We start from the raw sequence: 23708 nt of genomic DNA, 5'->3' as shown, positions 1-23708 counted from the left end.
GCAATGATCCAGTTCAGCGAAGCAGCCGTACAGGCAGATCATCCGGCACCACGAACCATCCTGGCACCGCTGAATCTCTCACTGGTAGAAAGCCGCATCAGCATCATCGGCGCAAACGGATCCGGCAAGTCCACCCTGTTGAAACTGATCAATTCACTGGTCCTGCCGACGTCCGGTCAGGTGACGGTCGACGGGCTGGACACCGCGCGCAAAGGCGCGGCGGTCCGGCAAAGCGTGGCTTTCATGTTCACTGACCCGCTGTCCCAACTGGTGATGCCCACCGGTCGTGAAGACGTGGAGCTGTCCCTGCGCCGGCGCTACCGAGACCGCGGGGAGCGGCGCACGGCAGCTGTTGAAGTTCTCGGCCGATTCAGACTCGCGCATCTTGCGGATCAGAGCGTCTACGACCTCTCGGGCGGTGAACGCCAGCTCCTCGCCCTCGCAACCGTCCTTGCGTGTGATCCCAAGGTCCTCGTTGCGGACGAACCGACCACCCTCCTTGACCTCCGCAACTCAGAACGCGTGCGGCGCCTGTTCCGCGGTCTTGACCAGCAGGTCATTTTCACCACCCATTCGCTGGACTTCGCGCTGCAGGCTGAACGCACCCTGGTGGTTGATTCCGGCCGGGTGATATTCGACGGCGTCCCCGCCGACGCCGTCGCCGCCTACCGCGAGCTCAGCCTGCATGATGCGTCCGCTGAAGGGCCGCTGTGAGGGGTCACGCCAGCCTGCTTGGCGCGTATGTGGAGCGCAGATCGATCCTGCATGCCGCTCCCCTGTGGGCCAAGTTCCTGCCGGTGGCTGTGCTGTCGGTGGTGGTCCTGGCACTAAGTTCGCTGGAAGCCACACTGGCCGGTCTGGGCCTGGTTGTCCTGGCCTACCTCGTGGGTGCTCGGCTTGGGTTCCGCGAGTTGCTCCAGCCCCTTCGGAAGATGTGGCTGCTCATCGTCGTCCTTGGAGCGTTCCAGTGGTTCAGCGCGGGACTCCTTCCAGCGTTCCTCGTAGTCGGGAACATCGTGACCTGCGTTCTGGCTGCCCTGCTGATCACGCTGACAACCGAGAGCCAACGCATTCTCGACGGACTGGTTTCACTGGCTCGTCCGCTGCAGCCGCTTGGCGCCGATCCGGAACGCTTTGGGCTGACCGTCGCACTGATGCTGCGCAGCATCCCCTATCTGGTCGGCTCTGCGGAGGATTCCCGCGACGCGGCCCGTGCCCGCGGCCTGGAACGCAATCCACGCGCGCTGATCCTTCCCGTCTTCATCGGTGCGGTGGCCTATGCACAGCAGACCGGAGATGCGCTCGCAGCGCGCGGTCTCGCGGAAGCAGATCACGACGGCGGCACTCCCGGTGGAGCATTCCGGTCCGGTTCGTAGGGCTGCTGGGCAGCGGATCCTCCCGCTGCTACTGGAGGCTCACCGTACGGAAAGCGGCGGCTGTCCCTACGCCGCCGGCTGCGCTCACCGCAGCCACCGACCAGCCGCCGTCGTCCCGGGGGCCGCCCGGCATGGCGGCCTGGCGCAGAAGGTTGGCAACAAGCATCGCGCCCGAAGCACCATATGGGTGGCCATAGGCAAGAGCCCCGCCGTGGAGGTTGAGACGTTCAGGGGCAACTCCTAACAGCTGCGCCGAGGCGAGCACCTGCGCCGCGAAGGCCTCGTTGTACTCCCAGGTGGATACAGCGTTCCTGTTCAACTGGATCCCTTCGAGGAGCTTCAGCACCGCGTGCGCGCCGGCGGTTCCAAAGAGGGCAGGCGCCCCTCCGGCAGATGCAGAACCGTGGAATTCAAGCACTGTGTTGAAGCCCGCCGCCCTGGCACGTGCACGGCTCGTCACGACGGCGACTACCGCTCCGTCTGCATCGGCACAGGAATTGCCGGCGGTAACGCTCCCGGCCGCCGTGAATGCCGGTGGGAATCGGGACAGGACCTTCGATGTCATCCCACGACGTGGTGTCTCGTCCGTGTCGCAGCCGGCAATCGGAACTATCTCCGCCGACATTCCATCGAGCGCTGCGGCTGTGCGGGTGTAGCTGCGGAGGGCGTACTGGTCCTGCTCGTCACGTTGGACGCCGAAGGCGGCGGCAACGTTCTCAGCTGCCTGGCCGGCACTCGGATCGCCGTGAGTCTCCGGTGCAAACCGCGCGCGGGAGAAGAAGTCGGGCGCTCCGGGCAGCGAGGTCAACCGGTGCGCGCGCAAGGGAGCGGTGCTGCAGCTTTCCACACCCCCGGCAATGAACCAAGCGCCTGCCTCCGACTCCACGAGCCGGCAGGCCAACGAGATCGCGTCGAGACCGGAAGCGCACTGACGGTCGATCGTGAGGCCGGGTACCTCCACCGGCAGGCCCGCGGTCAGCGCTGCCAACCGCGCGACGTTGCCTCCTCCACCGGCGGCATTGCCGATGATGACGTCCGCCAGGCCACTCTCCGGAAGGCCGGCGTCCCGGTACGCGGCGTGCAGGACGGCTGCGAGCAGATCATGCGCCTCGGTCGACGAGAACACCCCGCGGAGGCGGCCGAACGGTGTGCGGCGGCAGAGGGCAATGACGGCCCGCCTCTCGTCCCGACGGTCCTCAGGCAAGCCGCTCAAGGGCACCGTCCCTTCCTATTACTGACGCCTTCAGCGCGGCGCGATCCGGTTTCCCCGCGGTGGTCAACGGTAGCCGCCCGGTTCGGAGGATCAGTTTCGGCACCTTATCGACGGGCAGCAGCTCCTTCAGCCGGGTGCGAAGGGCCCGGGTGTCGATGACGGCATCCGGGCGCGCCTGGATGACAGCGGCCAGCGCGCAGCCACGGCGTGCGTCCGGAACCCCGAGCACGACGGCGGCCGGATGACCTGCCGTCGCGAGCGCGGCTTCGACCTCGCTCGGATAGACATTGCTTCCCGCGACCACGAGCATGTCGCCGTGCCGACCGGTCAGGTGCAGCGCGCCGTCGTCGTCAATCCAGCCCTGGTCCTGCACCGTGACCCAGCTCCCGTCGCGCCGGAAGGCGCGTCCGTCGTCTCCGAAGAGATAACCTTCGATCGCTGTGTCGGTCTGGACGGAAATGGTACCCACGTTGCCGTGCCGGCCGGAACCGCTGTCCGCGTCGATCCTGATCCGCACCCCTGGGAAGGGACGGCCGACATCGTTCCCGTCAAAGCCGTCCACCCGCCGGGCGGTGACCAGGCTCAGCTCCGACGCGCCGTAGTACTCGAAGACGCGGGCGGCCGGCGCACTGCGCAGGATGATCTGGGTGTCCGCCGCGGAAAGCCGGGCGCCGCCGGATACCACGGTGCGCAGTTCCGGTAGTTCTCCCTCGATTCGGTCCAGAGCCAGCCGCAGTGTGGACGGGACCCCGACGAGATGCTCGATGCGCTCGGACCTCAGGACCTGCGCCGTCAGCGGACCTGTCGCTGCCCTATCCCCGGGTGCCAGTGAGTGGAAGGTCGAACCGGCGTAGAGACACTCGGCGAGGGCGTACAGATTCAGGCTGGCAGCCAGCGGACCCGGTGCACAGACACGCAACCCCGGAGTGACACCGAACCAGTTCACGCTCCGCTCCAGTGAGCGGGACCACGAACCGACAGTTCGTACAAACCCTTTCGGGACTCCGGACGTGCCAGAGGTGAATCCGCAGTAAAAGCGCGCGTCGGCAGCTGCGTCGGCCAGCGAAGACGGGTGCGCGGCCTCCGTCGGATCCGCTGAAGTGATCACGGCGTCCGGATGGAGGGCCTCCAGGATCCTGACCCGAAGATCACTCGGCCAGCTGGGATCAAGGACGGCGGCGCATTTACCCTGTCCAACCACGGCGGTGAAAGCAACGGCGAAACGCACCGGATCGCCGATCTGTAGGGCGATCATTCCTCCCTCAGGCAACTGCAGTGAGGACGCCCGTGCAGCCAGCTCGCCGTAGGTCAGCCGCAGGGACCCGGCGACGACGGCGTTCCGCCCGGGTTCGCGGCGTGCCCAGTACAGCAGACGGTCGATGAAGGGCATGGTTGGGGCGTCTCCCTCTTCTGGCAATACCGCAAACGTTAGTACATTGGTGCACACGCTCATCGCTGTCGAACCGCGCGGTCCTGTCACCGGGCAGAACGGATGTGACCGTCATGGCACCGGAAGTCCAGATCCTCCACGGTGACATCACCACCCAGCACGTCGACGCCGTCGTCAATGCAGCGAACTCATCGCTGCTGGGCGGAGGTGGGGTGGACGGTGCCATCCATGCGGCGGCGGGGCCGGAACTGCTCGAAGCGTGCCGTGAAATCCGCGCGAATTCTTTGCCCGGCGGGCTGCCGGTGGGTCAGGCTGTCGCGACGCCGGGATTCAGGCTGCCTGCCCGCTGGATAGTCCATACCGTCGGTCCCAACCGCCATGCGGGCCAGAGTGACCCCGCGCTGCTTGAGTCCTGCTTCCGACAGAGTCTCAAGGTCGCCGACGAGCTGGGCGCACGCTCGGTTGCCTTTCCCGCGATCAGCGCCGGGATCTTTGGTTGGGACCCCGACGCGGTGGCCAGAATTGCGTTCGCGAGGGTTGCTGACTACGACGGCGGTATCCGGCAGATCAGCTTCGTGCTGTTTTCGGAGCGGCTTGTTTCGGTCTTTCGGCACGCTCACACGAACAGTAAAGGCTGACACTGACGCACACAAGGGGAGGCAGCGCTCGCAGCGCTGCCTCCCTTGTGTGCGGACCGGTGTTCCGGATGGGCTAGATATTGAAGCCCAGTGCCCGCATTTGATCGCGGCCGTCGTCGGTGATCTTTTCGGGCCCCCACGGCGGCATCCACACCCAGTTGAGCCTCCAGTCGTCGACTACCCCATCGAGCGCCTGCCCCACCTGTTCCTCGATCACGTCGGTCAGGGGGCACGCTGCGGTGGTGAGGGTCATGTCGATCAGCAGAGCGCCGTCGTCGGCGTACTTCAAGCCGTACAACAGACCAAGATCGACAATATTCACGCCGAGCTCAGGATCAATGACGTCCTTCAGCGACTCTTCGACATCCTCAAGGGATGTCTGTGCTGCGTTCACATCGCTCATGTCAGGAGCCTCTCTTTGTGTCGGTAGCTGGATCAGGCGCCGGCAGTAGCTGTACCGGCCACGAGGAAGCGGTCATAGCCCTCTTCCTCCAGGCGATCGGCGAGCTCAGGGCCGCCCTCTTCAGCGATTCGGCCGTCGACGAAGACGTGCACAAAGTCAGGCTTGATGTACCGCAGGATGCGTGTGTAGTGGGTGATGAGCAGGGTGCCCATGTTGCCCTTGCTGTGCTCACGGTTGACGCCCTCTGACACCACCTTGAGCGCGTCGACGTCGAGACCTGAGTCGGTCTCGTCCAGGATGGCGAACTTCGGCTTGAACAGTTCGAGCTGAAGGATCTCCACGCGCTTCTTCTCGCCGCCGGAGAAGCCCTCGTTCACGTTGCGCTGAGCGAAGTCGGCATCAATGCGCAGCTGCGACATTGCCTCCTTCACGTCCTTGGTCCAGTGCCGGAGGCTCGGGGCCTGGCCGTCGAGTGCGGTCTTGGCCGTGCGCAGGAAGTTTGTCATGGTGACACCCGGAACCTCGACCGGGTACTGCATAGCGAGGAAGAGTCCGGCGCGGGCCCGCTCATCGACGCTCATCTCCAGGACGTCCTCACCGTCGAGGGTGATCGAGCCGCTGTCCACGGTGTAACGGGGATGACCGGCGATGGTGGATGCGAGAGTCGACTTTCCGGAGCCGTTCGGGCCCATGATGGCGTGGCTCTCGCCGGTGTTGATAGTCAGGCTGACGCCTTTGAGGATGGGCTTGGCGCCCTGTTCCGTCTCGATGCTGACGTGCAGATCCTTGATCTCAAGGGTGGACATCTTTGGGTTCTCCTTTGCATCCTGCAGTGCAGGGTTGCTCAAATGTTCGAAAGTGTTTTGGCTCGTGACAGTTCTAGCCGCGATCGGGGACAGGCGCCGAGTTGGTCACCGTAGTGATGTCGACGTAAACCTCGTCACCGTGGATCTCAAGTGCAAAAACCGGCACAGGCTCGTAGGCGGGAAGCTGGAGCGGCATGCCGCTGCGCAGATCGAACTGGGAACCGTGTCCCCAGCACTCGATCCTGCAGCCCTCGACATCACCCTCGGAAAGGGAAATATCGGCATGGGAGCAAGTGTCGCCGATTGCGTGGATGCCGCCGTCGGAATCTTTGACGATTGCTACGGGGTAATCGTCAATGAGGATCCGCAGCGCCTGCTTGACCTCAATATCATTCACATTGCAGACGAGCTCGCCCTGCGGCCCGGTGCCGTTCTCAGGTGTCCGGGTCATCAGTAGTTCCCTGCAGCCAGCTCGCGCTCCACGGCTTCCGTGAGGCGCTCTTCCAGTACCGGAACCTTGATCTGCTGGATGACCTCGTTGAGGAATCCGCGCACTACCAGACGGCGGGCCGTCTTCTCATCGATCCCGCGGGCCATCAGGTAGAACAAGTGCTCATCGTCGAACCTGCCTGTTGCGCTCGCGTGTCCGGCGCCTTCGATCAGGCCGGTTTCGATCTCGAGGTTCGGTACGGAATCCGAGCGGGTGCCGTCGGTGAGCAACAGGTTCCGGTTGGTCTCGTACGTATCCGTTCCCTCGGCTTCCTTGCGGATCAGCACGTCGCCTACCCAGACAGTGTGCGCGTCCTGTCCCTGCAGGGCACCCTTGTAGGTGACGCGGGACTTGCAGTTCGGTACGGCGTGGTCAACGAGGAGCCGCTGCTCAAGGTGCTGCCCTGCATCGGCGAAGTAGAGGCCGTACATTTCCACCTCGGAGCCGGGAGCGGTGAAGAATGACGACGGCGTGAGCCGCACGAGGTCGCCACCCAGAGTGACGACCACGTGCTTGAAACGGGCGTCCCGGCCGATCTTCGCCTGCTGCGAGGAGGCGTGTACGGCGTCGTCGTCCCATTCCTGGACACTTACCACCGTGAGCTGCGCGCCGTCTCCGACCACAATCTCGATGTTCTGCGCCAGAGTGGTCTTGCCATGGTGGTCGAGCACCACGACAGCCTTGGAGAACTTCCCTGCAGAAATGATGAGGTGCTGTGCAGCGGGAGCCTCATCGGTGCCGTTGATCGAGATGGTGACGTCGCAGTCGGCTTCCGTCTCATCGGGGATGGTCACGACGGTTGCCTGCGTAACCGCCTCCCACGCGGCCGCGGCAACCCTGTCCTCAGGAATCGCTGCGGAACCGAAGCGGGAATCCGTGCGCTCGACGGTTTCCACCAGGATGTTCGATGCACCGGACACGGTAACCTCGGGCCCACTGCCTGTCAGGGCATCGGTATGCAGACCGCGGAGGCGCTTGATCGGCGTGAACCGCCAGTCCTCTTCGCGGCCGGTCAGTGGTGGGAAGTCGGCAAGCTTGTAAGATTTGAGCCGCTCGCCTCGAGATGCTTCCGGCACAACAGGGTCATCCCCGTGGCTGTGCTTCTTCAACCCGTGCTGCTCGGCGCCGGTGTTCGTCGGGGAAAGGTTTTCGCCTTCCTCGGTGAAGCCGTCAATGGCAATTTTCTCCGGGCTCGACGGTGATCCGATACGGGCCTTCTCGTCAGTCAGTTCGGGGGTCAACTGGGTGGTTTCAGCCATTAACCTACGGCTCCTTCCATCTGGAGTTCGATCAAGCGGTTCAGTTCGAGCGCGTACTCCATGGGGAGTTCACGTGCAATGGGTTCAATGAATCCGCGCACGATCATCGCCATGGCCTCGTCCTCGGGCATCCCTCGGGACATAAGGTAGAACAACTGCTCTTCGCTCACTCGCGAGACCGTGGCTTCGTGGCCCATGGTGACATCGTCTTCACGGATGTCCACGTACGGGTAGGTGTCTGAGCGGGAGATGGTGTCAACCAGCAGGGCATCACAGCGTACGGTGTTGGCCGAGTGAGTTGCGCCCTCCCGGACCTGCACCAGACCGCGGTATGCGGCACGCCCGCCGCTGCGGGCGACCGACTTCGAGATGATCGAAGACTTCGTATTCGGCGCAATGTGGACCATCTTGGATCCGGTGTCCTGGTGCTGGCCCTCGCCGGCGAATGCGATCGACAGCGTCTCGCCCTTGGCATGCTCCCCGACCAGGTAGACAGCCGGATACTTCATGGTGACCTTGGAGCCGATGTTTCCGTCGATCCACTCCATGGTGGCGCCTTCATGCGCGATGGCCCGCTTGGTTACCAGGTTGTAGACGTTGTTGGACCAGTTCTGGATTGTGGTGTAGCGAACGCGTGCATTCTTCTTGACCACAATTTCGACGACGGCGGAGTGCAGCGAGTCTGACGTGTAGATGGGTGCCGTGCAGCCTTCGATGTAATGCACGTAGGAGCCTTCGTCAGCGATAATCAGTGTCCGCTCGAACTGACCCATGTTCTCCGTGTTGATGCGGAAGTAGGCTTGCAGGGGAATCTCAACGTGGACACCGGGCGGTACGTAGACAAAAGAGCCTCCGGACCAGACAGCGGTGTTCAGTGAAGCAAACTTGTTGTCACCGACCGGAATGATCGAACCGAAATACTCCTCGAAGAACTCAGGGTGCTCCCGCAGCGCGGTGTCGGTGTCCATGAAGATGACGCCCTGGCGCTCGAGTTCCTCATTGATCTGGTGGTAGACAACTTCGGATTCGTACTGCGCGGCGACGCCGGAAACCAGGCGATTACGCTCAGCCTCAGGGATGCCGAGCTTTTCGTAGGTGTTCTTGATGTCGTCGGGAAGGTCTTCCCAACTACCGGCCTGCTTTTCGGTGGACCGCACAAAGTACTTGATGTTGTCGAAGTCGATGCCCGACAGGTCCGCGCCCCAGTTGGGCATCGGCTTGCGGTCGAAGTACTTCAGACCCTTCAGCCGGAGATCGAGCATCCACTCGGGCTCGTTCTTCTTGGCGGAGATGTCGCGGACAACCTCTTCGCTCAGGCCGCGACGGGCGTTGGCGCCGACGTCGTTCTTGTCGGACCAGCCATACTCGTAGGTACCGATGCCTTCGAGCTCCGGATTTCTCTCGAGGATGTCGCTGAGTACTCCTGCGGGCACGGCCTCGGGAACCAATGCCTTCTGATCTGTCTGATCCGTCATCACGGCCTTCCTTGCTGATGGTTGGAGACGTTTGTTACGTATGGGTGCGGCGCCGGGGCGTCGCTTTCGGGTGATTGGCGGGCAGTTTCACCGGCGCGCGCGATGCGGCCGATCGGTATGTGTGTTGTGCAGACGTGGCCGCCGGCTGCGAGAGTGGACAGCCTGCGAACGTCCACGCCGAGCAGCCGGGCAAAAACATCGGTTTCCTGTTCACAGAAATCGGGGAAGTCAGCCGCGAGTTCCTGAATGGGACAATGTCCCTGGCAGAGCTGCACGCTCAGCATCGCCGCATGGGGTGCGTTTCTGCCGATTTCCCGTGTGGAGCCGACGAATCCGTCAAGGCTCAGTGCTTCTGCAAGCGCTGCAGCCTTGTCTTCGAGGCGGTCTCCCGCGGACTCAATGACCGGCCGGTACCGCTCCTCCATGTCGGCGAACCTGCCCGCTGCAAATTGGCGGACGGCGTCAGGCCCCGCGATCTCCCGTAGCTGACCTAGCGCTGCCTGCGCGATGTGCAGATAATCGTTGCCCAGCCGTGTCTGGCCCCGCTGGCTGAGGACATAGCGGCGCGCGGGACGGCCTGCACCCGGGGAAGGACTGCCGATGACTTTGACCTCGATCAGGCCGTCACGGGACAGCGCGTCAAGATGGCGCCGGACCGCCGCCGGCGTGAAACCCAGCCGGTCGCCGAGTTCAGCCGCGCTCACCGGACCGTGCTCAAGAACTGCGGAAAGCACTTTGTCCCTGGTCCGCTCATCGACGGCGCGGCGGGAATCGGCATCGTCAACTCCACCGAAAACGCTATCTCCCTTGGTACGGCCCGGGACAACGGAATGTGACAACGTGGCCTCCTTAAGGGTGCATTGGGAAGTAGGCTTGGAGCTCGAATTGAGCGGAACGAGCCAATTAAGACAACATAACCATGTCCTAATCTATTCCAGAAGCCCACCCGCTTCCAGTAAGGCGAGGCTACCCATCCGGTGTGCCGACAGAGCCATCGTGAGACAGCTACTACGTGGCGTAGAATTATCCGGTGCCTTCCTCCCCTCCCGCCGTCGAAGTCAGCGGGCTCGTCAAGGACTTCGGCCCAGTCTCATCCCTCGACGGCAAGATGATCCGCGTGCTCGACGGCGTCAGTCTCCGCGCTGACATGGGCAGCGTCACCGCATTGCTGGGCGCCAACGGAGCGGGCAAGACCACCACGCTCGAGTGCGCGCAGGGCCTGCAGAAGCCCAGCGGCGGCAGCGTGCGCCTCCTTGGCGAAGATCCGTGGCGCGCGGGCGCCCCACTTCGCAGCCGCGTCGGCATCATGCTGCAGGAGGGCGGGCTGCCTCCGGCAGTCCGGCCACTGCCCCTGCTGCACCACGTGGCCGGCATGTATGCCTCACCCCTCAATGTCGAGCAGCTGGCAGCCCGGCTTGGAATCGACTCATTCGCACGGACCTCGGTGAGGCGGCTCTCGGGAGGCCAGAAGCAGCGCCTTGCCCTTGCGTGTGCCCTCGTGGGTAATCCTGAAGTGCTCTTCCTCGATGAGCCAAGTGCAGGACTTGATCCGCAGTCACGCAATATCGTCTTCGAGTTGATTACGGAGCTTCGGGACGAAGGCCTTGCGATCATTCTGACCACTCACCTGCTCGACGACGCCCAACGGCTCGCGGATTACGTCTACATCATTGACCAGGGCAGGACGGTCAGACAGGGAACAGTGGCCGAACTGACCGCCCATACCGCGGATGCCGCCCGGGAGCTTCGGTTTGAAGCGCAGATCGGCCTCACACTGCCCGCCGACCGCCTGGTCCATCTCGATGTCTCTGAGCCCTCGCCCGGCAAATACTGCGTGAACGGCGCACTAACACCAGAGGACCTGGCAGTCATCGCTGCCTGGTGGGCAGAGAACGGCATCCTGCCGGCCTCGATCTCCCTGACCTCCCGCTCGTTGGAGGACGTCTTCCTCGATGTCTCCGGACGGAGTATCCGATGAGCGCTTCCCCGCTGCCCGTGCGGGTCCTGCAGCATGGCAGGTATGAGACGATCGCCATGCTTCGCAATGGGGAACAGCTCGTTCTGGCCATCGTGCTCCCCCTGCTTGCACTGAGCGCCATTGCCTTCACCCCCTTCTTCGATGTTCTCGGCGTGCCGCGGCTCGAGGCAGGGACCCCGGGTGTGATTGCGCTGTGCGTACTTTCCACGGCATTCACCGGACAAGGGATCGCAACCGGGTTCGACCGCCGTTACGGTGTGCTTCGCTTCCTTTCGACCACCCCGCTCGGCCGCAGTGGGCTGATTTTGGGGAAGGTCCTCGCGGTGGGTGCGGTTCTCGCTATCCAAATCACAGTCATCGGCACGATGGCGGTTCTGCTTGGTTGGCAGCCCCCGCTCAGCGGGATTCTTCCGGCACTTGCCATGCTGGTGCCGGGAATCGCGGCCTTCACTGCTCTGGGGCTCCTGATAGCCGGAACCCTCCGGCCCGAGGCAACCCTTGCTGTGACCAATCTGGCGTGGGTTCTGCTGGCAGCCGTCGGCGGTACTGTCATCCCCCGCAGCAGCATGCCCGAGGTCATCCAGCCCGTCGTTGCGCTGCTGCCCTCAGCCGCACTGGGCGACGGGCTGCGCACTGCCCTTACCTCCGGCACATTCGATGCCTTGTCCTTCGCACTGCTGTGCGGCTGGGCCGCCGTCGTGGGCCTGGCCGCCGTCCGCTGGTTCAAATGGAGTTAGGAACATGACTCAAATCTCCCCTGCCCGTCTGGTCGAGCGCCTACCCCGGACAGTCACACCGTCGGTTCGCGCGCTGGCGCTTGCCTCGCTTGTCTCCCAGATCCTGATCGTCGTCACAGGTGGTGCAGTGCGGCTCACCGCATCCGGCCTGGGTTGTCCTGAATGGCCGCTGTGCACTGCTGACTCCATGGTCACCACCCCGGAAATGGGCGTACACGGCATCATCGAATTCGGGAATCGCCTGCTCACCTTCGTCCTCACCGCGATCGCGATCGCCATGCTCGTGGTCCTGTGGAACATGCGAAAGACCCGGCGGGACCTTTTTGTGCCCGCCGTTGTTCTTTTCGCGGGGATCCCCGCGCAGGCTGTGGTGGGTGGGATCACGGTCCTGACTCAGCTCAACCCGTGGGTGGTTGGCTGGCACTTCATCATCTCGATGGTCCTGATTACGGTGGCCACGGTGCTGGTGAACCGCACACGGCTTTCCCCCGCTGAGGCGGAAGCTGACAACACTCCGCGTGCCACACCGCTGCTTCGACAGCTCCTCGCCGCCGCGGGGGTACTGGTGACCGCCGCGGTGCTGCTCGGTGTGGTGGTCACCGGATCGGGGCCCCACGCAGGAGACGCGGGTGCGGCGCGGAACAACCTCAACCCGGATCTGATGACCCGCATCCATGCCGCCCCGGTCTACCTGCTCGTATTGACGGTACTCGTGCTGGTCTTCGCTGCGTACCGGCTCCGGGTTGCGCAGCGCCTGCGCTTCGCCCTGGTTCTTCTGACCGTCGTCGTCTTTGCGCAGGGCGCTGTTGGCTACCTGCAGCATTTCCTCCACCTGCCGGTGGCCCTGGTTGCGCTGCACATGCTGGGAGCTTCCGTGCTCACGGCGGCGATGGCGCACGCCATCTACATCGGATATTCCCGCCGGCGGGTAGAAGCTGCTACCGGCGCCGACTAGCGTCAGCCCTGCACGCCGTCCTCGACGTCGTCGAACGCCTCAGCCAGCCGCGCCAGGTCGCGCTGCTCGCTTCCGGCGATCGGAAGGAGCGGCCGTCGCGGATCTCCGGCGTCCACCCCGCACGCCCTGCCCAGGGCATGCAGACCGCTGAGCTTCCGCAGGCGGTGGACGGCCTGGACCACCGGCACCAGTCGGGACCGTTCCGCGGACACCCTCGCCGGATCACCTTTCAGCACCGCGGCGCGGAACGCCAGGTAGCTGGCAGGCAAGAGCGCTGCTAGGCCCGTGTGCCAGGCGTCCGCGGTCACCTCGCCGGTCGCTATAAGTGGGTCGCCGCTGGCGCCATGACTGATCCGCCGGTTGAGCGCTCCCCGCAACCGTGCCGCGCGATCGGCGAATTCTGCGGGAGTAGCAGCCGTGTCCTTGAAAGCGACCAGGGAGGGCACGTGCTCAAGCCGACCCACCAATTCCACGTCGATGGAGAACTGGGTGGTGGACGGATTGTTGTACAGGCAGATGGGCAGAGTAGTTGCGGAGGCTACTTCCTCCACCAGCGCAATGAGCTCGTCGTCGGTCAGCGGCAGGTAGGACACAGGTGAGAGAACCACCCCGTCCGCCCCCAGCCGTTCCGCGGCCCGTGCTCCTGCAACTACCTCCCGGGTAGCGACTGCGCTGATACCCACCGCCAGCGGAACGCGGCCTGCGGCGGCGTCCACCGCGCAGGAAATGACCCGCTTCCGTTCATCACCGTCAAGATAGGCAAAGCTGCCGGAGGACCCGAGCACCGTGACGGAATCGACCCCCGACCGGGCCAGACGATCCACAAGGAGCGAAAGTTCGGCTGAGTTCACCGCGCTGTCCGCAGTGAAAGGCGTCAGGGGGTAGGCAACGACTCCGGTGAAGACCATTCCACCATCCTAGGTGGAGAGCGCTGCTGCCTAGCTCGCGAAGATTGCAGTCCCGACGAAGGGATCAATAGCGAGAGCCAGAAACAGCACGGTGAGGTAGCTGATTGATCCGTGGAAGACCTTCATCGCCGTCTTGCCCGTGGCTGTCCCCGCTTGGGCCGAGGCGTGCAGTTTATGGGACTCCAGAATGAACCAGCCGCCGCTGAGAACTGCCGCGACGGCGTAAACCCAACCTGCCCCGCCCACGGGAACAAGAAGGAGCGAGCAAATCACCGTGGCCCAGGCATAGAGAACGACCTGAACGGAGACAACTCCAGCGCCCGCAATGGCACCAAGCATGGGCACGTTCGCTGCATTGTAGTCGTCGCTGTACTTCATGGACAGCGGCCAATAGTGCGGCGGCGTCCATAGAAATATCACCAGGAAGAGCACAACCGCCGGCCATTCCACCGTTCCTGTCACTGCAGCCCATGCAATCAGCACCGGCATGCAGCCTGCTGCCCCGCCCCACACGATGTTTTGCGCTGTCCGACGTTTCAGGATGAGGGTGTAGATGACGACATAGAAGAAGATTGCGCCCACTCCGAGCCAGGCAGCGAGAGGGTTGGTGCCTACCCACAGGATGGCGACCGATGCGATGCCCAGGGCCCACGCGAAAATCAGCGCTTCCCGCGGTGTCACTTCTCCGGTCACCAATGGTCTGTTGACCGTTCGGTTCATCACCTTGTCGATATCACGGTCGAGATAGCAGTTGAAAGCACCCGCGCTTCCGGCAGCAAAGGCACCGCCGACCATGGTGGCTATGACCAGGCCGAGCGACGGAAATCCGCCCTGGGCGAAGATCATGGTGGGAAGGGTGGTGACCAGCAGCAGTTCAATGACCCGCGGTTTGGTCAGTGCCAGATACGCGCGAAGCTTGCGGGATACGCCGCTGCCTGCCTGATTCACGCTGGGCGCAACTGCCACCTGATCGAAATTCACGGGAGGATGCTCTGCTTCTGAATTGAGGATAAAGTCCACCGCCATCATACCCGGTCCATACGAGTTTTTTACAGCTCGTAGAAAAGAGGGAGGCCGGAGCGGGCGGGATCCCAGCGCCGTCGTTCGTGTCTTTGTGTGACCCTTCACAAAAGTCCGGGCCACGCGCATTCGGAATCGAAAGCGCTAAGCTGGCCTGTATCGCCTGGATCACTCCCGCACGCCGGGACACACAAGGAATGGCCCGAGGAGTTTTTTTACTCGGCAGATGTGTCAGCAGCACCCAGCGTGCGGGGATTTCCGGTGTGGTCGAAACGCAGCAGTATTCAAGTTTTCAACGGTGAACGGCCGGCTGGCCGCGGGGACTTTCGCTTCCGTGGCGCAGTCCCACTCGGCGCCGCGGCGCTGGCCGTGACGTAAAGAGAGGGGCCCGGTGAACGTGCCACAGCTGGAAAAGCAGGACCTGGACTGGAACGAACTGGATGAGCGTGCGGTAGACGCAATCCGTGTACTCGCGGCGGATGCGGTAGAGAAGGTGGGGAACGGGCACCCGGGAACGGCGATGAGCCTCGCCCCGGCGGCCTACCTCCTCTTCCAGAAATTCATGCGCCATGATCCTACCGACCCGGAGTGGACCGGCCGTGACCGCTTCGTACTCTCCCCCGGGCACACCTCGCTGACCCTCTACATTCAGCTTTTCCTCTCCGGCTACGGCCTCGAACTCGAGGACCTGAAGGCGCTGCGGACCTGGGGCTCCAAGACCCCGGGCCACCCCGAGTACCGCCACACCGCGGGCGTCGAGATCACCACTGGCCCGCTCGGCCAGGGCCTCGCCTCCTCCGTCGGTTTCGCTTACGCCCAGCGCCGCATGCGCGGCCTCCTTGACCCGGAAGCGCCGCAGGGTGAGAGCCCGTTCGACCACACCATCTGGGTCATCGCTTCCGACGGTGACCTGCAGGAAGGCGTTACCTCCGAGGCGTCTTCCCTCGCCGGTCACCAGGAACTGGGTAACCTCGTGATGATCTACGACGAGAACCACATCTCCATCGAGGACGACACAGATATCGCCTTCACCGAGGATGTCCTCGGCCGCTACGCTGCCTACGGCTGGCACACCCAGCGGGTGGACTGGACCAAAACCGGTGAATACGTGGAGGACATCGCCGAGCTCTACAGTGCCCTGAAGGCCGCGAAGGCAGAGACCTCCCGCCCCTCCATCATTTCCCTCCGCACCATCATCGGCTGGCCTGCTCCCAACAAGCAGAACACGGGCAAGATCCACGGTTCAGCGCTCGGCAAGGACGAGGTTGCGGCGCTGAAGTCCACCCTGGGACTCGATCCGGAACAGCATTTCCAGGTCGACGACGAAGTCCTGGCTCACGCCCGGAAGGTTGTGGACCGCGGCCAGGAAGCCCGCAGGAGCTGGGAAGACACGTTCAGTGCCTGGAAGTCCGCCGATCCAGACAGCGCCGCGCTGCTCGACCGCATCTCCGCCCGCGAACTTCCCGACGGCTGGGAGTCGAGCCTTCCTGAGTTCGAGGCCGGCAAGGATATGTCCACCCGTGCCGCTTCCGGCAAGGTACTCAGTGCAATCGGTCCAGTGCTGCCGGAACTCTGGGGCGGTTCAGCAGACCTGGCGGAATCCAACAACACCACAATCGAGGGATCTCCATCCTTCGTGCCTGTCAGCAAGCAGACTGATGCCTGGTCCGGAAACCCCTACGGCAGGGTTCTGCACTTCGGTATCCGCGAACATGCTGCCGCCGCCATAGTAAACGGCATTGTCATGCACAGCAGCACGCGGGCATTCTCGGGCACCTTCCTGATCTTCAGCGACTATCAGCGGCCGGCCATCCGACTCGGCGCGCTCATGGGAGTGCCTGCGATTTATGTGTGGACCCACGACTCCATCGGGCTCGGTGAAGATGGGCCAACCCACCAGCCCGTCGAGCAGCTTGCGTCGCTCCGCGCGATTCCGGGTCTGGACGTTGTCCGCCCGGGCGACGCGAATGAGGTCGCGGTTGCGTGGCGCACCATCCTCGAGAACACCTCGAACCCTGCCGGTATCGTTCTCACCCGACAGAACATCCCCACCTGGGAGCGCGGCGCCGGTGAAGCGGATGGAGACACCTTTGCCTCGGCTGAAGGCGTCGCCAGAGGTGCTTATGTCCTTGCCGAAGCGCCCAACGGTGACCCGGACGTCATCCTGATCGCTACCGGGTCCGAAGTCCAACTTGCCGTCGAGGCCCGCTCGGAGCTGCAGAAGGACGGCATCGCCGCGCGCGTCGTTTCCCTGCCCTGCCTCGAATGGTTCAACAAGCAGGATGAGTCATACCGCGAGTCAGTTCTGCCTTCGGGCATCCGGGCCCGCGTATCAGTAGAGGCCGGAATTGCCCAGGGTTGGCGGGAGCTCGTCGGCGATGCCGGCCGCTCTGTCTCGCTTGAGCACTTCGGTGCCTCAGCCGATTACAAGACCCTGTTCCGCGAGTTCGGAATTACCTCCGAAGCCGTGGTCGAGGCTGCCCGCGATTCGATCGCTGCCGCGGGGACACGCAGTGCTCCGGACGGGACGGCGGCAGCAGCCGGCGCCCCTGCTTCGACAACCGGCGATCACCTCTAGCACTGCGTCACAGACAGCACAATCCACCCTGGATCAAGGAGAAAACGCAATGACTCCCACCCCTACCGCCGCACTTTCCGAAGCCGGCGTGTCCATCTGGCTGGATGACCTCTCCCGTGAGCGGATCACCACTGGAACCCTGAAGGCGCTTATCGCTGACCGCGACGTCGTCGGGGTCACTACCAACCCGAGCATCTTCGCCGCAGCGCTTAAGAACGGCGAGTCCTACTCAGCGCAGGTCAAGCAGCTTGCTGCATCCGGCGCGGACGTCGACACTGCCGTCTTCGAAATCACCACTACCGATGTAGCCCAGGCGTGCGACATCTTTGCCCCGGTCGCTGAGAAGACGGGCGGAGTCGACGGACGCGTGTCCATCGAAGTTGATCCCCGGCTTGCCCGCGATACGGCGGGCACCATCGCCGAGGCCCGGCACCTGTTCGATGCGGTGGGCCGCAGCAACGTCCACATCAAGATCCCCGCCACCGTTGAAGGCCTCGAAGCGATCACGGCAACCCTCGCAGCCGGAATCAGCGTCAATGTGACCCTGATCTTCTCGCTTGAGCGCTACCGCGAAGTCATCAACGCCTTCATGCTGGGCCTTGAGCAGGCGAAGGACAACGGGCATGATCTCTCCACCATCCATTCGGTGGCTTCCTTCTTCGTTTCGCGCGTGGATGCAGAGATCGACAAGCGCCTCGACGCCATGGGAACCGATGAAGCAGCGGCGCTGCGCGGCCAGGCCGGGCTTGCCAACGCCCGTCTCGCCTACCAGGTCTATGAAGAAGCCTTCAGTTCCGAGCGCTGGAAGGTCCTCGCAACAGCCGGTGCCCACCCGCAGCGCCCGCTCTGGGCCTCGACCGGCGTCAAGGATCCCGCGTACCCGGACACGCTGTACGTCACGGGTCTCGTGGCCGCCGGCGTTGTGAACACCATGCCGGAGAAGACCCTCGAAGCCACTGCAGACCACGGTGAGATCGCGGGCGACACCGTCACCGGCACCTATGCGGAGTCCAACGACATCCTGGACCGGCTCGAGAACATCGGAATCTCCTACAAGGAAATCGTCCACCTGCTTGAGGAAGAGGGTCTGGACAAGTTCGTGGCCAGCTGGGGCGAACTCCTCGAAACAGTCACTACCGCGCTCGAATCTGCGAAGGGCTGATCACTCATGGCTACCCTCTTTGTCAACGCATCCGGGGCCGCCGCTGAAGCGATCGAGCGGGCCATGCCCGAACTCGTGCAGGAGAAGGTCGCTTCGCGGATCATGGCCAAGGACTCCACCCTGTGGGGACCTGAGTCTGAGTCTGAGGCATCGGTCCGTTTGGGCTGGGTTGACCTGATCGATGCCTCTCGCGCCCTCCTGCCGGAGATCAAGCAGCTGCGCAGCGATCTCGCAAACGAGGGCGTGAACCACATTGTGCTCTGCGGCATGGGTGGCTCGTCGCTTGCGCCTGAGGTCATTACCCGGTCCGCCGGGGTTGAGCTGACTGTTCTCGACTCAACCGATCCTGCACAGGTTCGCGGGGCACTGGCCGAGCGCATCGGGACCACCGCCATTGTGGTGTCCTCGAAGTCGGGTTCAACGGTAGAAACCGACTCCCAGCGCCGGGTCTTTGAGCAGGCCTTCACTGATGCCGGAGTAGACGCCAAGAGCCGGATCATCATCGTCACTGATCCCGGCTCACCACTGGATGAATCCGCCCGGGCTGCCGGCTACCGCGCCGTTTTCAACGCTGATCCGACGGTGGGAGGCCGATATTCCGCCCTCACCGCGTTCGGCCTCGTGCCCTCAGGCCTCGCGGGGGCGGATGTGGCCACCTTGCTTGATGACGCGGAATCCATCGGTGAATTCCTGTTCGATGACGACGCCGGCAACGTCGGTTTGCGCCTCGGCGCAGTTCTCGGCGGTACCCTACCGCTACGCGACAAGATCGTGTTCGTTGACGAAGGGTCCGGAATCATCGGCCTCGGCGACTGGGTCGAACAGCTCATTGCCGAATCAACCGGCAAGCTGGGAACAGGAGTCCTTCCCGTTGTTGCAGAACAGGGCGCTCCTGAATTGTCCTCGGGTGCACCGGACGTACTGGCAGTCCATCTGGTCTCTCCCGACTCCAACACCGAGCCGGCCGGGAACGCCATCGCCGTCGGAGGCAGCCTCGGCAGCCAGCTCCTGGCATGGGAATTCGCAACCGCCGTCGCCGGCAGGCTTCTGGGTATCAACCCATTCGATCAGCCGGATGTGGAGGCGGCCAAGCAGGCCGCCCGCGGACTGCTGGACGAGCGGCCCGGGCCGCAGCCCCGAACTTCGTGGACGGAGCTGTCGAGGTTCGCGGCAGCCGAAGCCTGCTCGGCTCGGCAGCTACGCTCGGTGAAGCGCTCGAGGCATTGATCGGATCGCTGGAGCCGAACGGCTACCTTGCGGTACAGGCGTATCTCGACCGCATCGCTGAGGCTCCGCTGGCCAGGATCCGACCGGCCCTGGCGCGGGCAACCGGCCGTCCGGTGACGTTCGGTTGGGGGCCCCGCTTCCTGCACTCCACCGGGCAGTTCCACAAGGGCGGAACACCGGTGGGCGCGTACCTCCAGATAACCGGAGCTACTACAGAGGACCTGGTAATTCCCGAACGGCCCTTCAGCTTCGGTGAGTTGATCGCTGCCCAGGCCGCAGGAGACGCAAAGGTTCTCGAAGATGCGCACCGTCCGGTCCTGCGCCTCCACCTGTCAGACCGCCCTGCGGGCATCCGGCAGCTTCAGGACGTCATTGATCACCTGGCCGCCCGATCAGCTGAAAACGGAAACGGGTAGATGCCTGATAACAGCACCAAGTTCAGAAATCCACTGCGGGACCCACGGGACCGACGCCTCAACCGGATCGCTGGACCGTCGTCGCTGGTCCTGTTTGGCGTGACAGGTGACCTTGCGCGCAAAAAACTGATGCCGGCTGTCTATGACCTCGCGAACCGCGGACTGCTGCCTCCGAGTTTCGCGCTGGTGGGGTTCGGACGCCGGGACTGGAGTGATGAGGACTTCGCCCAGGAGGTTCTGACGTCGGTGAAGCAGTACGCCCGAACCCCCTTTGACGAGTCGGTGTGGGAACAGCTTTCAGCCGGCATCCGGTTTGTTCAGGGAAACTTCGACGACGACGACGCCTTCATAGAGCTCAAGAAGACCGTCGAGGACCTCGACTCAACGCGCGGAACCCGGGGTAATCACGCGTTTTACCTCTCCATTCCGCCCAAGGCGTTCGAGCTGGTGTGCCAGAAGCTGTCCGAGCATGGCCTCGCTCAGCCGGAGGAAGGCAAATGGCGCCGGGTGGTTATCGAGAAGCCGTTCGGCCACAACCTGGAATCCGCCCGTGAGCTGAACGCGATCGTTGAGCAGGTCTTTCCTCCCGATGCGGTTTTCCGGATTGACCACTACCTTGGCAAGGAAACCGTCCAGAACATCCTCGCTCTCCGTTTCGCCAACCAGCTCTTCGAGCCGCTCTGGAACGCCAACTACGTTGACCACGTCCAGATCACCATGGCGGAGGACATCGGCATCGGCGGCAGGGCCGGCTACTACGACGGTGTCGGAGCTGCGCGCGACGTCATCCAGAACCATCTGCTCCAGCTGTTGGCCCTGACAGCTATGGAGGAACCGATCTCATTCAACGCGGAGGATTTACGCGCTGAGAAGGAAAAAGTTCTTGCCGCCGTCAAATTGCCTGACGATCTGTCCACCCACTCTGCCAGGGGACAGTACGACGGCGGCTGGCAGGGAGGCGAACTGGTGAACGCCTTCCTGGACGAGGACGGTATTCCAGCCGATTCCACGACGGAAACCTACGCAGCAATCCGGTTGGACATCAATACCCGGCGCTGGAGCGGTGTACCGTTCTACCTCCGCGCCGGTAAACGCTTGGGCCGCAGGGTCACGGAGATTGCCGTCGTCTTCAAGCGTGCACCGAATCTTCTGTTCCGCGATCACGGGGAGGGAGATTTCGGACAAAATGCCGTAGTCATTCGCGTCCAGCCGGACGAGGGCGCCACTATCCGTTTCGGTTCGAAGGTTCCCGGAACGCAGATGGAGGTGCGCGACGTAACCATGGACTTCGGTTACGGCCACTCCTTCACCGAATCCAGTCCGGAAGCTTACGAACGCCTGATCCTCGACGTGCTGCTCGGAGAACCGCCGCTGTTCCCGCGCCACCAGGAGGTGGAACTGTCGTGGAAGATACTCGATCCGTTCGAAGAGTACTGGTCAACCCTCTCCTCAGCACCCGAGAAATACGTTCCCGGCAGCTGGGGTCCGGACTCCGCTGATGAATTGCTGGCCCGTGATGGAAGGACCTGGAGGCGGCCATGATCGTCGATCTACCTGATACAACAACCTCCAAGGTTTCAAAGGAAATCATGACCATGCGGGACAAGGGCGGCGTTGTCGCCCTTGGCAGGGTGCTGACGCTGGTGGTCATCACCCGTTCCGGCCACGAGGAAGAAGCGATCCTCGCTGCAAATGAAGCCAGCAGGGAACATCCTTGCCGCATCATCGTTCTGGCCGAGGGAACCAACCCCGCACAGACTCGGCTCGACGCGCAGATCCGGGTCGGCGGCGACGCCGGCGCGTCCGAGGTGATCGTCCTGCGCGGTTACGGAGAGCTGGCAGGAGAAAGCGAGTCTCTCGTTTCGGCGCTTCTGCTCCCTGACGCCCCGATCGTCGCCTGGTGGCCGCATGGTGTTCCCGAAGCAGCCGCTCAAACCTCAATCGGCAGCATCGCGCACCGTCGCATTACCGATTCAGCAAACGAGCCCGATCCGACGGCGGCGTTGTTCAACATCCGCCGGACGTATCAGGCTGGAGATACCGACTTGGCCTGGACGAGGCTGACGAATTGGCGGATCCAGCTCGCCGCCGTTCTTGAGCAACTCGATGGATCGCCCATCACCGCAGTTACCGTGGAAGGGGCTTCCGACTCCCCCAGTACGGTACTGCTTGCAGCGTGGCTGACCCTGGCACTCGACACACCGGTCTCTATCGAGGCCGGTGAGCCTGGAACCGGCCTGCATCGGGTAGTGCTGTCCCGCGCCGCAGGCGATGTCGAGCTCAATCGTCCGCGGCGATCCGTCGCGGAGTTGCACCAGCCGGACCAACCCGTACAGCGAATTTCCCTCCCCCGTCGCAGCCTGCAAGACTGTCTCGCGGAAGAGTTGCGGCGGCTTGACCCTGATGACGTGTTCGGCGAAGTCATCACCGATGGGCTCGCACGGACCAATTTGAGGAGCGTACGGACCAGTGAACACTGAACCTAAAGTCAGCATCCACCCTGACGCGGGATTGTTGGCGGCGTCAGTAGCGGCGCGTCTCGTTACACGGCTCGTGGATATTCAAAACGAGCGTGGAACCGCCACTGTGGTCCTCACCGGCGGGACACTCGGAATTGGCGCGCTCCGCGCTGTGGCCGAGTCTCCTGCCCTGTCGGCAGTGGACTGGTCCACTGTGGATTTCTGGTGGGGGGATGAGCGCTTCCTTCCGGCCGGCCACCAGGACCGCAATGTTGTTCAGGCCAGGACGGCTCTTCTGGACCAGATCGGCGTCTCCGCCGAGCGTGTGCATGAATTCGGTGCATCCGACTCCTTCAGCACCGAGGACGAGGCAGCTGCCGATTACGCCTCCCGCCTACAGCAAGCTGCGGACAAGGAAGCAGCAGCAGGCACGCAACTCGCGGACCCGCGTCTGCCGAAATTCGACATACTGCTGCTCGGCGTCGGACCCGACGCGCATATTGCCTCGCTGTTCCCCGAGATGGCGGGTATACGTACCAAGGGCCAAACCGTGGTGGGCGTTCGGGATGCACCGAAGCCCCCACCCGAACGGGTGAGCCTCACGCTAGAAGCCATCAACTCGGCTGAGGAAGTCTGGCTGGGAGTTGCCGGTCAGGACAAGGCTGGTGCAGTAGGGCTCGCACTTGCCGGTGCCGGCGCTGTCCAGGTTCCTGCTGCGGGCGCGCGCGGACGGCGGAAAACCCTGTGGCTGATCGATCAGGAAGCTGCAAGCCAGCTTCCTGGGCGTCTGATCGACGCCGGCGAGTCTGACGCCGGCTAGACGGAATGGCGCTGGCGCAACTGCGCCAGCGCATTCTCCAACACCTTTTTTGCTTCCGCTTCTGTGCGGCGTTCCTTCACATACTGGAGGTGACTCTTAAACGGCTCATCGCCGTCGGTGTTGAGATCCATTCCCGGTGACCGCCCGGCGGGCCGGCCGCAACGGCCGCACTCCCACACCTCAGGAATCTCGGCTTCGCTCAACTTTGCGAAGGTGGGCCTCGTCTCGTGGCCTTCCAGGCACCAGTAACTCACGACAGTGCGGTCTACCAGACCCTGCGCGCGTTCTGCATCCAGATGCCTACCCGATGCCGGCAGACTGTAACCGGAACCGATGCGTGAGCCTTTAAAAGCGTGTCCCGCGTTCACCATGGATTTCTCCCATCAGTACCGCACACG

At 63.5% G+C, this 23708-nt stretch carries 22 protein-coding genes and 1 pseudogene; 12 read left to right on the top strand and 11 right to left on the bottom strand.

Annotated features, from left to right (window positions below):
* Nucleotides 1-3 precede the first annotated feature (3 nt).
* Together AC1MBU_RS10085 and AC1MBU_RS10080 are read left to right on the top strand one after the other, a co-directional pair.
* Nucleotides 4-714, top strand: a complete 711-nt coding sequence (locus AC1MBU_RS10085) for an energy-coupling factor ABC transporter ATP-binding protein (RefSeq protein ID WP_479787132.1) — start codon at nt 4-6, stop codon at nt 712-714.
* The gene (locus AC1MBU_RS10080) at nt 711-1376 is read left to right on the top strand and encodes an energy-coupling factor transporter transmembrane component T family protein (protein ID WP_471673518.1); all 666 of its coding nucleotides are present in this window, start codon (nt 711-713) and stop codon (nt 1374-1376) included. The genes AC1MBU_RS10085 and AC1MBU_RS10080 overlap by 4 nt, the downstream gene beginning before the upstream one ends.
* 28 nt (nt 1377-1404) lie before the next feature.
* Here AC1MBU_RS10080 and AC1MBU_RS10075 read toward each other — a convergent pair whose 3' ends face one another.
* Nucleotides 1405-2595 carry a thiolase family protein gene (locus AC1MBU_RS10075; protein WP_471673517.1) on the bottom strand — a complete coding sequence of 397 codons (1191 nt, stop codon included), beginning with the start codon at nt 2593-2595 and terminating at the stop codon, nt 1405-1407.
* Nucleotides 2573-3979 carry a class I adenylate-forming enzyme family protein gene (locus tag AC1MBU_RS10070; RefSeq protein ID WP_471673516.1) on the bottom strand — a complete coding sequence of 469 codons (1407 nt, stop codon included), beginning with the start codon at nt 3977-3979 and terminating at the stop codon, nt 2573-2575. Before AC1MBU_RS10070 ends, AC1MBU_RS10075 begins: the two co-directional genes overlap by 23 nt.
* A 113-nt stretch (nt 3980-4092) precedes the next feature.
* On the opposite strand from AC1MBU_RS10070, the gene AC1MBU_RS10065 reads away from it, so the two are divergent.
* Complete coding sequence (locus tag AC1MBU_RS10065; RefSeq protein WP_277357168.1) at nt 4093-4617, top strand: O-acetyl-ADP-ribose deacetylase; 525 nt, start codon at nt 4093-4095, stop codon at nt 4615-4617.
* 73 nt (nt 4618-4690) lie between these two features.
* Here AC1MBU_RS10065 and AC1MBU_RS10060 read toward each other — a convergent pair whose 3' ends face one another.
* The 6 genes from AC1MBU_RS10060 to AC1MBU_RS10035 form a co-directional block, all read right to left on the bottom strand.
* Complete coding sequence (locus AC1MBU_RS10060; RefSeq protein ID WP_056547596.1) at nt 4691-5020, bottom strand: metal-sulfur cluster assembly factor; 330 nt, start codon at nt 5018-5020, stop codon at nt 4691-4693.
* 32 nt (nt 5021-5052) lie between these two features.
* Nucleotides 5053-5826, bottom strand: a complete 774-nt coding sequence (sufC, locus tag AC1MBU_RS10055; RefSeq protein ID WP_056547845.1) for a Fe-S cluster assembly ATPase SufC — start codon at nt 5824-5826, stop codon at nt 5053-5055.
* Nucleotides 5827-5899: 73 nt separating this feature from the next.
* Nucleotides 5900-6277, bottom strand: a complete 378-nt coding sequence (locus tag AC1MBU_RS10050) for a non-heme iron oxygenase ferredoxin subunit (RefSeq protein WP_277357169.1) — start codon at nt 6275-6277, stop codon at nt 5900-5902.
* Nucleotides 6277-7575: a Fe-S cluster assembly protein SufD gene (gene sufD, locus AC1MBU_RS10045; RefSeq protein ID WP_277357170.1), complete on the bottom strand. Its 1299-nt coding sequence runs from the start codon at nt 7573-7575 to the stop codon at nt 6277-6279. Before sufD ends, AC1MBU_RS10050 begins: the two co-directional genes overlap by 1 nt.
* Nucleotides 7575-9050: a Fe-S cluster assembly protein SufB gene (gene sufB, locus AC1MBU_RS10040; protein ID WP_056547588.1), complete on the bottom strand. Its 1476-nt coding sequence runs from the start codon at nt 9048-9050 to the stop codon at nt 7575-7577. Before sufB ends, sufD begins: the two co-directional genes overlap by 1 nt.
* Entirely contained in the window at nt 9050-9889 is an 840-nt protein-coding gene (locus tag AC1MBU_RS10035; RefSeq protein WP_346028284.1) for a helix-turn-helix transcriptional regulator, read from the bottom strand. Before AC1MBU_RS10035 ends, sufB begins: the two co-directional genes overlap by 1 nt.
* A 191-nt stretch (nt 9890-10080) precedes the next feature.
* On the opposite strand from AC1MBU_RS10035, the gene AC1MBU_RS10030 reads away from it, so the two are divergent.
* From AC1MBU_RS10030 to AC1MBU_RS10020, 3 genes are read left to right on the top strand one after another with little or no spacing between them, the layout of a single operon-like run.
* Nucleotides 10081-11028, top strand: coding sequence for an ABC transporter ATP-binding protein (locus tag AC1MBU_RS10030; RefSeq protein WP_471673511.1), 948 nt, complete (start codon nt 10081-10083; stop codon nt 11026-11028).
* Nucleotides 11025-11765 carry an ABC transporter permease gene (locus AC1MBU_RS10025; protein ID WP_277357173.1) on the top strand — a complete coding sequence of 247 codons (741 nt, stop codon included), beginning with the start codon at nt 11025-11027 and terminating at the stop codon, nt 11763-11765. Before AC1MBU_RS10030 ends, AC1MBU_RS10025 begins: the two co-directional genes overlap by 4 nt.
* 4 nt (nt 11766-11769) lie before the next feature.
* A complete protein-coding gene (locus AC1MBU_RS10020; RefSeq protein WP_277357174.1) occupies nt 11770-12720 on the top strand; it encodes a COX15/CtaA family protein in 951 nt (316 codons plus the stop codon).
* A 2-nt stretch (nt 12721-12722) separates the two neighbouring features.
* Here AC1MBU_RS10020 and AC1MBU_RS10015 read toward each other — a convergent pair whose 3' ends face one another.
* Together AC1MBU_RS10015 and AC1MBU_RS10010 are read right to left on the bottom strand one after the other, a co-directional pair.
* Nucleotides 12723-13628 carry a dihydrodipicolinate synthase family protein gene (locus tag AC1MBU_RS10015; RefSeq protein ID WP_277357175.1) on the bottom strand — a complete coding sequence of 302 codons (906 nt, stop codon included), beginning with the start codon at nt 13626-13628 and terminating at the stop codon, nt 12723-12725.
* A gap of 30 nt (nt 13629-13658) precedes the next feature.
* Nucleotides 13659-14609, bottom strand: coding sequence for a heme o synthase (locus AC1MBU_RS10010; RefSeq protein ID WP_277357176.1), 951 nt, complete (start codon nt 14607-14609; stop codon nt 13659-13661).
* Between the two features lie 445 nt (nt 14610-15054).
* On the opposite strand from AC1MBU_RS10010, the gene tkt reads away from it, so the two are divergent.
* From tkt to pgl, 6 genes and pseudogenes are all read left to right on the top strand, one after another.
* Nucleotides 15055-17226, top strand: a complete 2172-nt coding sequence (gene tkt / locus AC1MBU_RS10005) for a transketolase (RefSeq protein ID WP_479789762.1) — start codon at nt 15055-15057, stop codon at nt 17224-17226.
* A gap of 49 nt (nt 17227-17275) precedes the next feature.
* On the top strand, nt 17276-18388 hold the full coding sequence (tal, locus tag AC1MBU_RS10000) for a transaldolase (RefSeq protein ID WP_277357177.1): 1113 nt from the start codon (nt 17276-17278) through the stop codon (nt 18386-18388).
* 6 nt (nt 18389-18394) lie between these two features.
* A pseudogene (locus AC1MBU_RS09995) lies at nt 18395-20031 on the top strand (glucose-6-phosphate isomerase).
* The gene (gene zwf / locus AC1MBU_RS09990) at nt 20032-21573 is read left to right on the top strand and encodes a glucose-6-phosphate dehydrogenase (protein ID WP_479787131.1); all 1542 of its coding nucleotides are present in this window, start codon (nt 20032-20034) and stop codon (nt 21571-21573) included. It begins immediately after the preceding pseudogene.
* Nucleotides 21570-22511 (top strand): glucose-6-phosphate dehydrogenase assembly protein OpcA, encoded by a 942-nt coding sequence (locus tag AC1MBU_RS09985; protein ID WP_479787130.1) that lies wholly within the window; start codon nt 21570-21572, stop codon nt 22509-22511. Before zwf ends, AC1MBU_RS09985 begins: the two co-directional genes overlap by 4 nt.
* A complete protein-coding gene (gene pgl / locus AC1MBU_RS09980) occupies nt 22501-23310 on the top strand; it encodes a 6-phosphogluconolactonase (RefSeq protein WP_346028289.1) in 810 nt (269 codons plus the stop codon). The genes AC1MBU_RS09985 and pgl overlap by 11 nt, the downstream gene beginning before the upstream one ends.
* Here pgl and AC1MBU_RS09975 read toward each other — a convergent pair.
* A complete protein-coding gene (locus AC1MBU_RS09975) occupies nt 23307-23681 on the bottom strand; it encodes an RNA polymerase-binding protein RbpA (RefSeq protein WP_277357182.1) in 375 nt (124 codons plus the stop codon). The genes pgl and AC1MBU_RS09975 overlap by 4 nt on opposite strands.
* Nucleotides 23682-23708 lie beyond the last annotated feature (27 nt).

Source organism: Arthrobacter sp. PTI12 (assembly GCF_056679915.1).
The sequence above is the reverse complement of the archived record's forward strand: the minus strand, read 5'-3'. Positions and strand labels throughout refer to the sequence as shown.

What these genes read in the sequence shown, in the direction of transcription:
- AC1MBU_RS10085 (WP_479787132.1), top strand. Translation starts at nt 4, where the DNA reads ATGATCCAGTTCAGCGAAGCAGCCGTACAGGCAGATCATCCGGCACCA.
- AC1MBU_RS10070 (WP_471673516.1), bottom strand. Translation starts at nt 3,979, where the DNA reads ATGCCCTTCATCGACCGTCTGCTGTACTGGGCACGCCGCGAACCCGGG.
- AC1MBU_RS10065 (WP_277357168.1), top strand. Translation starts at nt 4,093, where the DNA reads ATGGCACCGGAAGTCCAGATCCTCCACGGTGACATCACCACCCAGCAC.
- AC1MBU_RS10060 (WP_056547596.1), bottom strand. Translation starts at nt 5,020, where the DNA reads ATGAGCGATGTGAACGCAGCACAGACATCCCTTGAGGATGTCGAAGAG.
- sufC (WP_056547845.1), bottom strand. Translation starts at nt 5,826, where the DNA reads ATGTCCACCCTTGAGATCAAGGATCTGCACGTCAGCATCGAGACGGAA.
- AC1MBU_RS10050 (WP_277357169.1), bottom strand. Translation starts at nt 6,277, where the DNA reads ATGACCCGGACACCTGAGAACGGCACCGGGCCGCAGGGCGAGCTCGTC.
- sufD (WP_277357170.1), bottom strand. Translation starts at nt 7,575, where the DNA reads ATGGCTGAAACCACCCAGTTGACCCCCGAACTGACTGACGAGAAGGCC.
- sufB (WP_056547588.1), bottom strand. Translation starts at nt 9,050, where the DNA reads ATGACGGATCAGACAGATCAGAAGGCATTGGTTCCCGAGGCCGTGCCC.
- AC1MBU_RS10025 (WP_277357173.1), top strand. Translation starts at nt 11,025, where the DNA reads ATGAGCGCTTCCCCGCTGCCCGTGCGGGTCCTGCAGCATGGCAGGTAT.
- AC1MBU_RS10020 (WP_277357174.1), top strand. Translation starts at nt 11,770, where the DNA reads ATGACTCAAATCTCCCCTGCCCGTCTGGTCGAGCGCCTACCCCGGACA.
- AC1MBU_RS10015 (WP_277357175.1), bottom strand. Translation starts at nt 13,628, where the DNA reads ATGGTCTTCACCGGAGTCGTTGCCTACCCCCTGACGCCTTTCACTGCG.
- tal (WP_277357177.1), top strand. Translation starts at nt 17,276, where the DNA reads ATGACTCCCACCCCTACCGCCGCACTTTCCGAAGCCGGCGTGTCCATC.
- zwf (WP_479787131.1), top strand. Translation starts at nt 20,032, where the DNA reads ATGCCTGATAACAGCACCAAGTTCAGAAATCCACTGCGGGACCCACGG.
- AC1MBU_RS09985 (WP_479787130.1), top strand. Translation starts at nt 21,570, where the DNA reads ATGATCGTCGATCTACCTGATACAACAACCTCCAAGGTTTCAAAGGAA.
- AC1MBU_RS09975 (WP_277357182.1), bottom strand. Translation starts at nt 23,681, where the DNA reads ATGGTGAACGCGGGACACGCTTTTAAAGGCTCACGCATCGGTTCCGGT.